Source organism: Roseateles sp., assembly GCF_036404855.1.
Classification (GTDB): domain Bacteria; phylum Pseudomonadota; class Gammaproteobacteria; order Burkholderiales; family Burkholderiaceae_C; genus Pelomonas.
In genome coordinates this window covers 1-7,999 of the sequence record NZ_DASWYS010000067.1, presented here as the reverse complement: position 1 = coordinate 7,999, position 7,999 = coordinate 1, and the positions used below count along the sequence as shown (strand labels likewise).

The window sequence follows — 7,999 nt, the reverse complement described above, 5'->3', positions numbered from 1 at the left end:
TGCCAGTGAGTACGGCCAGTTCTACAGAAACCCTCTCCCCTGCCCCTCTCCCGCAAGCGGGCGAGGGGTTCAATCTAAGAAAGCAACTTGCGGATCGCCTCTTCGCTCACCGGGCTGATCACGCCGCGCTCGCAGACAATCGCATCGATCAGGTCCGCCGGCGTCACGTCGAACACCGGGTTGAAGGCGTCGTAGCCCAGCGGGGCCACCGGCTCGCCGCGGAACTCGGTGAGCTCGCGCGGGGTGCGCTCTTCGATGGGGATGGCCTGGCCGCTGGGGCAGGACAGGTCGAAGGTGCCGCTGGGGGCGGCGACCATGAACTTCACGCCGTGGCGCTTGGCGGCCACGGCCAGGGCGTAGGTGCCGATCTTGTTGGCGGTGTCGCCGTTGGCGGCGATGCGGTCGGCGCCGACGATGACCCAGTCGATCTTCTCGCGCGTCATCAGGTGGGCTACGGCGCCGTCGGCCACCAGCTTGGCGGGGATGCCTTCCTCGTGCAGTTCCCAGGCGGTCAGGCGGGCGCCCTGCAGCCAGGGGCGGGTCTCGGTGTTGTAGACCTGGGCCAGGTGGCCGGCGCTCCAGGCGCTGCGGATCACGCCCAGGGCGGTGCCGTGGCCGCCGGTGGCCAGGGCGCCGGTGTTGCAGTGGGTCACCACCTTGGCACCCTGCCCCAACAGCTCGGCGCCATAGGCGCCGATCTTGAGGTTCTGGGCCAGGTCTTCCTCGTGGATGTTGATGGCCTCCGCCAGCAGCGAGGCGGCGTCGGGCCGGCGGCGCCAGACCTCGCGCATGCGCTCCAGCGCCCAACGCAGGTTCACCGCGGTGGGGCGCGAGTCGGCCAGCACGCGGAAGGCCTGGTCGAAGGACTGCGGATCGCGGCTCACCGCCAGCACCAGGCCGTAGGCGGCGGCGATGCCGATGGCCGGCGCGCCGCGCACGGCCATGCCGTGGATGGCGCTGGCGACGTCCTCGGCGCTCTGGCAGTCGAGATAGGACAGTTCGTGCGGCAGCACGCGCTGGTCCAGCAGGCGCAGGACGGGTTCGGCCCAGACGATGGGAAGTACGGCACCGGACATCGGAAGGCTCCGCGGGCAAGGTAGAATGGGCGGCGATTCTACCCCCTTCCCATTGCGAGTCCGCTATGCAGACAGCCGACCTGCTGGTCTTTCCCCGCTGGCTGGTGACCGTCGAACCCGCCGGCACGGTGCTGGAGCATCATGCCCTGGTGGTGCGCGACGGCCGTATCGCCCAGATCCTGCCGGCCGCCGAGGCCCGTGCGATCCGGGCGGCCGAAGTCCTGGAGCTGCCGGCTCACGCCGTCATGCCCGGCCTGGTCAACATCCACACGCATTCGGCCATGACGCTGCTGCGCGGCATCGCCGACGACCTGCCGCTGATGGACTGGCTGCAGAACCATATCTGGCCGGCCGAGGGCGCTCATGCCAACCGCCAGTTCTGCGTGGACGGCCTGCGGCTGGCCTGCTGCGAGATGATCCGCGGCGGCACCACCAGCTTCAACGACATGTATTTCTTCCCGGACGCCAGCGCGCAGGTGGCGGCGGAGTCCGGCATGCGGGCCACGATCGGCCTGATCATGATCGACTTCCCCAGCGCCTGGGCCAGCGGACCGGACGAGTACCTGCACAAGGGCCTGGAGGTGCATGACTCGGTGCGCGGCAACCCGCTGCTGCGCACGGTGTTCGCGCCGCACGCGCCCTACACCGTGTCCGACAAACCGCTGCTGGAGGTTCGCAAGTACGCCACCGAGCTGGGCACCGGCATCCACATGCACGTGCACGAGACCGCGGGCGAAGTGGAGATGGCGCTGCAGGCCAGCGGCAAGCGCCCCTGGCAGCGACTCAAGGAACTGGAACTGCTGGGGCCGGACTTCATCGCCGTGCACATGACCCAGCTCACCGACCAGGAGATCGCCGAGGCCGCCGAGTTCGGCGTGCACGTGGCGCACTGCCCGGAGTCCAACCTCAAGCTGGCCAGCGGCTTCGCGCCGGTGGGCAAGCTGCTGGCGGCGGGCGTCAACGTGGCGCTGGGCACCGACGGCGCCGCCAGCAACAATGACCTGGACCTGCTGGGCGAGCTGCGCACCGCGGCGCTGCTGGCCAAGGCCGTGTCCGGCGACGCGCGCACCCTGCCCGCGGCGCAGGCCCTGCACATGGCGACGCTGGGCGGCGCCCGGGCGATGGGCATCGACGGCGTTACCGGCTCGCTGGTGCCGGGCAAGTCCGCCGACTTCATCGCGGTGGACCTGTCGGCCGCGGCGACGCAGCCGGTCTACAACGTGCAGTCGCAGCTGGCCTATGCCGCCGGCCGCGACCAGGTCACCCATAGTTACGTCGCCGGCCGCGCCCTGATGCGCGAGCGGCAGCTGCTGGCGCTGGACGAGGCGGCCATCATCGCCCGCGCGCAGGAATGGAGACAGAAGATCAAGCCATGAACACGAACGTCGACAAGCGCGAAATCGCCAACTTCGACCGGCTGGCCTCGCGCTGGTGGGACCCGCGCGGCGAGATGGGCGCGCTGCACCACATCAACCCGCCGCGGCTGCGCTACATCGAAGCCTGCGCCGGCGGCCTCAAGGGCAAGCGCGCGCTCGACGTGGGCTGCGGCGGCGGCCTGCTGACCGAGGGCCTGGCCAAGGCCGGCGCCGACACCCTGGGCATCGACATGGCCGAGGAGGCGCTGGAAGTGGCGCGCCTGCATGGCCTGGAGTCCGGCGTGAAGGCGGAATACCGTCACATCCCCGCCGAGGAGCTGGCGCGCGAGATGCCGGGCAGCTTCGACCTGGTCTGCTGCATGGAGATGCTGGAGCACGTGCCCTCGCCGGAATCGGTGATCGCGGCCTGCGCGCGCCTGGCCAAGCCCGGCGGCACGCTGGTGTTCTCCACCATCAACCGCAATCCCAAGTCCTTCGCGCTGGCCATCGTCGGCGCGGAGTACCTGCTGAACCTGGTGCCGCGCGGCACGCACGACTACGCCAAGTTCATCCGCCCCTCGGAGCTGGATTCCTGGGCGCGCGCCGCAGGCCTGGAGACGCGCGAGATCAAGGGCATGCGCTACAACCCGCTGCTCAAGAGCGCGACGATGGGCAACGACATCGACGTCAACTACTTCATGTATTGCGTGAAACCGGGAATCGGGAATTGAGAATCGGGAATCGTTAAAGACATGTCTTCTACCATTCCCGATTCCCGGTTCCCGATTCCCGGGCCCATCAGGGCCTTCCTGTTCGACCTCGACGGCACGCTCGTCGATACCGCGGCTGATCTCGGCCACGCCGCCAATTTCGTCCGCGGCTCGCTGGGCCTGGCACCGCTGCCGCTGGCGGACTACCGCCCGGTGGCGTCGGCCGGCGCGCGCGGCCTGTTGGGCAAGGCCCTGGGCATCGCGGCCGACCATGTGGACTTCCCGAAACACCGGGATGCGTTCCTGGAGTACTACCGCGCCAACCTGAGCCACGAGTCGCGCCTGTTCCCGGAGATGGACGAGGCGCTGCGCGAGATGGAGCGCCAGGGCGTGCTGTGGGGCGTGGTGACCAACAAGCCGTCCTGGCTGACCCGGCCGCTGATGGCCGAACTAGGCCTGGATAGCCGCTCCGCCGTGACGATCAGCGCCGACGAGGTGGCCAAGCCGAAGCCGGCCCCGGATTCGATCCACAAGGCCTGCGAGATCCTGGGCCTGGCGGCGGCCGACTGCGTCTACGTAGGCGACGACCGGCGCGACATCGACGCCGGCCGGGCGGCCGGCATGCGGACGATCGCCGCCGATTGGGGGTATCTTGGCGAAGGCGGCCCGATCCAGGGCTGGGGGGCGGACGCGATCCTGCGCACGCCGGGAGAACTGACTCGCTGGCTATGAATACTGCGCAGAATCGACCGCTGGGACAGGACAGGCGCCTCGAGGGCCTGAACGCCGCCGCCAGCCTGCTGCGCAGCAAGACCAACCGCTATGCCTGGTACGGCCTGGGTATCGCCCTGCTGGCCATCATCGCCGCGACGCTGCTGGCGGCCCGCGCCGCCTACGGCGACATCGACGGGGACAAGCTGCTGCGGATCCACGGCGAGAACCCGGCGCTGTGGCTGCTGGACGCCATGCCGTTGATCTTCCTGGTCTGGGGCCAGTACATCGGCAACGTGCTGTCCTACCAGGCGGGCGCCCTGCTGCTGGACGAGACCGCGGCGCTGCGCGAGCAGACCACGATCCTGCAGCACGAGCTGGAACGCTCGCCGGTGGAAGGCCACACCCTGGGCCTGCCCAACCGGCATTCCTTCATCAGCCTGATCGGCCGCGCGCTGACGCGGCGCCGGGTGCATGGCATGCCGGTGGCGGTGATGACGCTGGCCAGCGAGCAATACCACGAGACGGAGCAGTCGCAGGGACGCGATGCCTCGTATGCGCTGATCAACCAGCTCACCGAGCGCCTCAAGAGCGTACTCGGCGAGAACGACGTGCTGGCGCATTTCGGCCACGACGATTTCGGCATCCTGTTGCCGCAGGTCAGCGACGAGGCCGAGGCGCGGCGCTTCGCCAGCCGCCTGCAGTTCGCCCTCGACACGCCAGTGAGCGTCGGGCGCCAGAGCCTGGGGCTGCGCGTCAGCGTAGGTATCGCCCTGGCGCCGGAGCACGGCGAGGACGCCGAGACGCTGATCCGCCACGCCGAGATCGCCAAGTACGCCGCCGCCGGCGACCAGCGCGACTACCGGGTCTATGAACCGGACCTGGACGACGCCCGCAGTGCCCGCCCGCGCCGCATTGCCGAACTGCATGCCGCGCTCTACAACGACGGCCTGGCCGACGACTACATGCTGCAGCAGCCGCTGCAGGCAGAGCTGCCGCCGCGCCTGCGGCTGGTGCCCTACTGGACCCATCCGCGCCAGGGCCGGCTGGAGGAAGCCGAGTTCCTCAACCTGCCGGATCGCCTGAGCCTGGTGCATTCGCTGACGCTGTGGCAGTTCCGCGAGGGCTTGGCGCGTCTGGCGCAGTGGCGTGGCATGGGCCGGCCCGGTCTTGGCCTGGTGGTGCGGATTCCCGATGCGGCGCTGCGCCAGCTGGCGCTGGCCGACATGGTGACGCGCCTGCTCGGCTCGCACGACCTGCCGTCCACGGCACTGACACTGGAAGTGACCGAAGCCGCGCTCGTGGAAGGCGGTGCCCATGCCCGCAGCCAGCTGGTGAGCCTGCGCGGTGCCGGCGTGGGCTTCTGCGTTACCGGCGCCGGCCAGCCGGGCAGCTCGGCCATGACCTCGCTGTATTTCCCGGTGAACGAGGTGCGCCTGTCGCCGCTGCCGCTACAGCGCGCGCTGACCGAAGCACCGATGCGCGAGGCCTTCGACGCGCTGCTGAACGTTCTGCGACACCTGCGCCAGGGCATCACCCTGGGCAACCTCGACAATGCCGAAATGCTGGCGCTGGCCAGGACCCGCGAGGTCGCCTATCTCGAGGGCCAGGCGGTGCGCGCGCGCATGCGTCCCGAGGATGTCGAACGCTGGCTCGGCGAAGCCTGATCCTTTCTCTTCTTACATCCCACAACGATTCTTCGATGCTGCCTGAAAACTACCAGCCCGCCGCGGGCCTGCTGCAAGACCGCGTCATCCTCGTCACCGGCGCCGGCGAAGGCCTGGGCAAGGCCGCTGCCCTGGCGTTTGCGCGCCACGGCGCCACCGTGGTGCTGCTGGGACGCACGGTGAAGAAGCTGGAAGCGACCTACGACGCGATCGAGAAGGCCGGCGGCCCTGCCCCGGCGATCTATCCGATGAACCTGGGCGGCGCCAACTGGAACGACCACGGCGAGCTCGCCAACACGCTGGGCCGCGAGTTCGGCCGGCTCGACGGCGTGCTGCACTGCGCCGTCCACTTCAAGGCCTTTGCGCGCCTGCAGGACGTGGAGCCGCGCGAGTGGATCGAGAACCTGCAGGTGAACCTCACCGCCGCCTTCGCCATCACCAGCCAGTGCCTGCCGCTGCTGGAGAAGAGCCCGGACGCGTCGGTGGTGTTCTGCAGCGACCGTGGCGGACGCGAGGCCCGGCCCTTCCACGCGGCGTATGGCGTGGCCAAGGCCGGCCTGGAGAATCTCTCGCAGGTGTGGGCGCTGGAAACGGCGGATCGCCCGCAACTGCGTTTCAACACCTTCTGCCCGCCGCCGCTGCGCACCGGGCTGCGCCAGAAGGGCTACCCGGGCGAGGTGCTGGACAGCCTGCCGCTGCCGGACAGCGTGACCCCGCAGCTGCTGTGGCTGATGGGGCCGGACAGCCGCGGGCAGAGCGGCAAGGCTTTCTAGAATTCCTTTATGTGGGAGCGACGCTAACCGCGATCTCGTCCTTCAGAAGATCGCGGCTAGCGTCGCTCCCACAACAGCAGACAGCTGGACTCAGCGCTTGCGCTTCTTCGGCGCCGGCTTCCGGGCGCCGCCACCTGCCGGCCCGCGCGATGACGGCTGCGCCGCCCAGGACTGCTTCTTCTTGTTCTCAAGCCGCGACAGCTTCTTGGCCCGAAAAGGCACCTCGGTGTCGTCGTCCTCGTCGATAAGGCGTTTGCGCTCGGACTTGCCTGGCTTGGCCACCACGGCCTCTGCCTCCAGGCCGACAGCCGACATCAGTGCCAGCAGTTCTTCCTGAGTAGCCTCGCGATAGCCGCCGCTGCGAATGCCGCGGCCCAGTTCCAACGGGCCGTAGCTGACGCGGATCAGGCGGCTGACCTGCAGCTTCTGTGATTCGAACAGACGCCGCACCTCACGATTGCGGCCCTCGCGCAGCATCACCTCGTACCACTGGTTGGCACTGTGGCCGTCTTCGTTGACGCCGGGAGCGATGGATTCGAAACGCGCTTCGCCGTCATCCAGCATCACGCCGGTGCGCAGTCGCTGCAAGACATCGGGGGTGATCTCGCCCAGCACGCGCACCGCGTAACGCCGCGGCACCTCGAAGCTGGGATGGGTCAGGCGCCGCGCCAGCTCACCATGGTTGGTCAGCAGCAGCAGGCCGGAGGTGTTGATGTCGAGGCGGCCCACGGCGATCCAGCGGCCGCTGTCCAGCTTGGGCAGCTTGCGGAATACCGTGCGGCGCCCTTCCGGGTCGTCGCGCGTCACCATCTCGCCGGCTTGCTTCTTGAACAGCAGCACGCGCGGAGGCTCCACGTTGGCCGACAGGCGCAGCGGCTTGCCGTCGAGCGTAATGCGGTCGGCCGGCGACACGGCCTGGCCGGCGCGGGCCGGCTGGCCGTTCACCTGAATGCGGCCCTCGGCGATCATCGACTCGATCTCGCGACGCGAGGCGACGCCGGCAGTGGCCAGGGCCTTCTGGATACGCTCGCCCGCGCCCGGGGCCGAGGGCGCTGCAGCTGTAGTCGTAGCCGCCGAGCGAATGGGCGCGCCGTCAGCAGCGCGTGGGGCCGGCTTCGGGGCCGGACGCGGAGACCGCACAGGAGGTCGGGACGACGAGGGCTTCGAGAACGACGACTTCGAAGCAGGACGTGCCGAGGACGGCCGCGACGAGGATCGCGACGCGGGCTTCTCCGAAGACCGGGAATCCGAACTCCGCGACGAAGGCTTGGAGAACGACGAGGAGGTCCTCGACGACGGCTTGCGGGGTGCTCTGGGAGGCTTCTTCAAGGGAGTTTCGTCTCGTCGGAGGCTTCGTTGGGCGGCTCATCGCCTGGCGCGTCCGGCTCGTCGGCTGCCGACGCTGCGTTCTCTTCGGCATCAGGCTCGATCAGCGTGTCCTCTTCGCCGGGCGCTTCTTCCACGACGACTTCCTCCGCCGCAGCTTCTTCGCTTGCGGGTTCGGTAGCGATGGCTTCCGGCTCCGCAGCCAGCTCGCCCTCTTCGCCCTCCGGCACGGGCAGCGCCGCGGTGGCGCCCGGCAGGCCTTCGCCCAGGCGCGACAGTGCGGCTTCGAGCTGCGCGGGATCCTTGATCTCGGGCAGCGACGGCAGGTCGTCCAGCGACTTGATGTTGAGGTCGTCCAGCATCTGGTGCGTGGTGCCGAAC

At 69.3% G+C, this 7,999-nt stretch carries 7 protein-coding genes and 1 pseudogene; 5 read left to right on the top strand and 3 right to left on the bottom strand.

Annotation, left to right across the window (positions count from 1 at the left end):
* Positions 1–74 precede the first annotated feature (74 nt).
* The gene (gene mtnA, locus VGF12_RS04570; RefSeq protein ID WP_331174861.1) at positions 75–1,076 is read right to left on the bottom strand and encodes an S-methyl-5-thioribose-1-phosphate isomerase; all 1,002 of its coding nucleotides are present in this window, start codon (positions 1,074–1,076) and stop codon (positions 75–77) included.
* Positions 1,077–1,141: 65 nt separating this feature from the next.
* On the opposite strand from mtnA, the gene VGF12_RS04565 reads away from it, so the two are divergent.
* From VGF12_RS04565 to VGF12_RS04545, 5 genes are read left to right on the top strand one after another with little or no spacing between them, the layout of a single operon-like run.
* Positions 1,142–2,452 carry a TRZ/ATZ family hydrolase gene (locus VGF12_RS04565; protein WP_331174860.1) on the top strand — a complete coding sequence of 437 codons (1,311 nt, stop codon included), beginning with the start codon at positions 1,142–1,144 and terminating at the stop codon, positions 2,450–2,452.
* A complete protein-coding gene (ubiG, locus tag VGF12_RS04560) occupies positions 2,449–3,162 on the top strand; it encodes a bifunctional 2-polyprenyl-6-hydroxyphenol methylase/3-demethylubiquinol 3-O-methyltransferase UbiG (RefSeq protein WP_331174859.1) in 714 nt (237 codons plus the stop codon). Before VGF12_RS04565 ends, ubiG begins: the two co-directional genes overlap by 4 nt.
* A gap of 21 nt (positions 3,163–3,183) precedes the next feature.
* Positions 3,184–3,873 (top strand): HAD-IA family hydrolase, encoded by a 690-nt coding sequence (locus VGF12_RS04555; RefSeq protein WP_331174858.1) that lies wholly within the window; start codon positions 3,184–3,186, stop codon positions 3,871–3,873.
* Positions 3,870–5,519, top strand: coding sequence for a diguanylate cyclase domain-containing protein (locus tag VGF12_RS04550; RefSeq protein WP_331174857.1), 1,650 nt, complete (start codon positions 3,870–3,872; stop codon positions 5,517–5,519). Before VGF12_RS04555 ends, VGF12_RS04550 begins: the two co-directional genes overlap by 4 nt.
* A 35-nt stretch (positions 5,520–5,554) precedes the next feature.
* Positions 5,555–6,292, top strand: coding sequence for an SDR family NAD(P)-dependent oxidoreductase (locus VGF12_RS04545; protein WP_331174856.1), 738 nt, complete (start codon positions 5,555–5,557; stop codon positions 6,290–6,292).
* 90 nt (positions 6,293–6,382) lie between these two features.
* Here VGF12_RS04545 and VGF12_RS04540 read toward each other — a convergent pair whose 3' ends face one another.
* The gene (locus tag VGF12_RS04540) at positions 6,383–7,432 is read right to left on the bottom strand and encodes a pseudouridine synthase (protein WP_331174855.1); all 1,050 of its coding nucleotides are present in this window, start codon (positions 7,430–7,432) and stop codon (positions 6,383–6,385) included.
* A 185-nt stretch (positions 7,433–7,617) separates the two neighbouring features.
* Positions 7,618–7,999, bottom strand: a pseudogene (locus VGF12_RS04535) (hypothetical protein); the annotation flags it as partial.